This is a genomic window from Bacillus sp. SN32 (genome assembly GCF_002837495.1).
Classification (GTDB): domain Bacteria; phylum Bacillota; class Bacilli; order Bacillales; family Bacillaceae; genus Bacillus; species Bacillus subtilis.
Window position 1 is genome coordinate 1 of sequence record NZ_PJCT01000022.1, and the last position, 258, is coordinate 258.

The following is a 258-nucleotide window of genomic DNA, read 5'->3' on the forward strand; positions in this document are numbered from 1 at the left end:
AAACTGAATTAACAGGTACGTTTTGTCTTGTTTAGTTTTCAAAGATCATTTTGTTTGTCCGCTTTGTTAAAGCAACTTTATTAGTATACAACGTCACTTCTTCAAAGTCAACAACTTTTTTTAAAAAATTACACTAACGTGCAATTGCTTGGCGGCGTCCTACTCTCACAGGGGGAAACCCCCGACTACCATCGGCGCTGAAGAGCTTAACTTCCGTGTTCGGTATGGGAACGGGTGTGACCTCTTCGCTATCGCCAC

General features: G+C 42.2%; 1 rRNA gene. It reads right to left on the minus strand.

Annotated elements, in window-relative coordinates:
• Nucleotides 1-146 precede the first annotated feature (146 nt).
• A 5S ribosomal RNA gene (gene rrf / locus CW370_RS21120) occupies nt 147-258 on the minus strand; the annotation flags it as partial.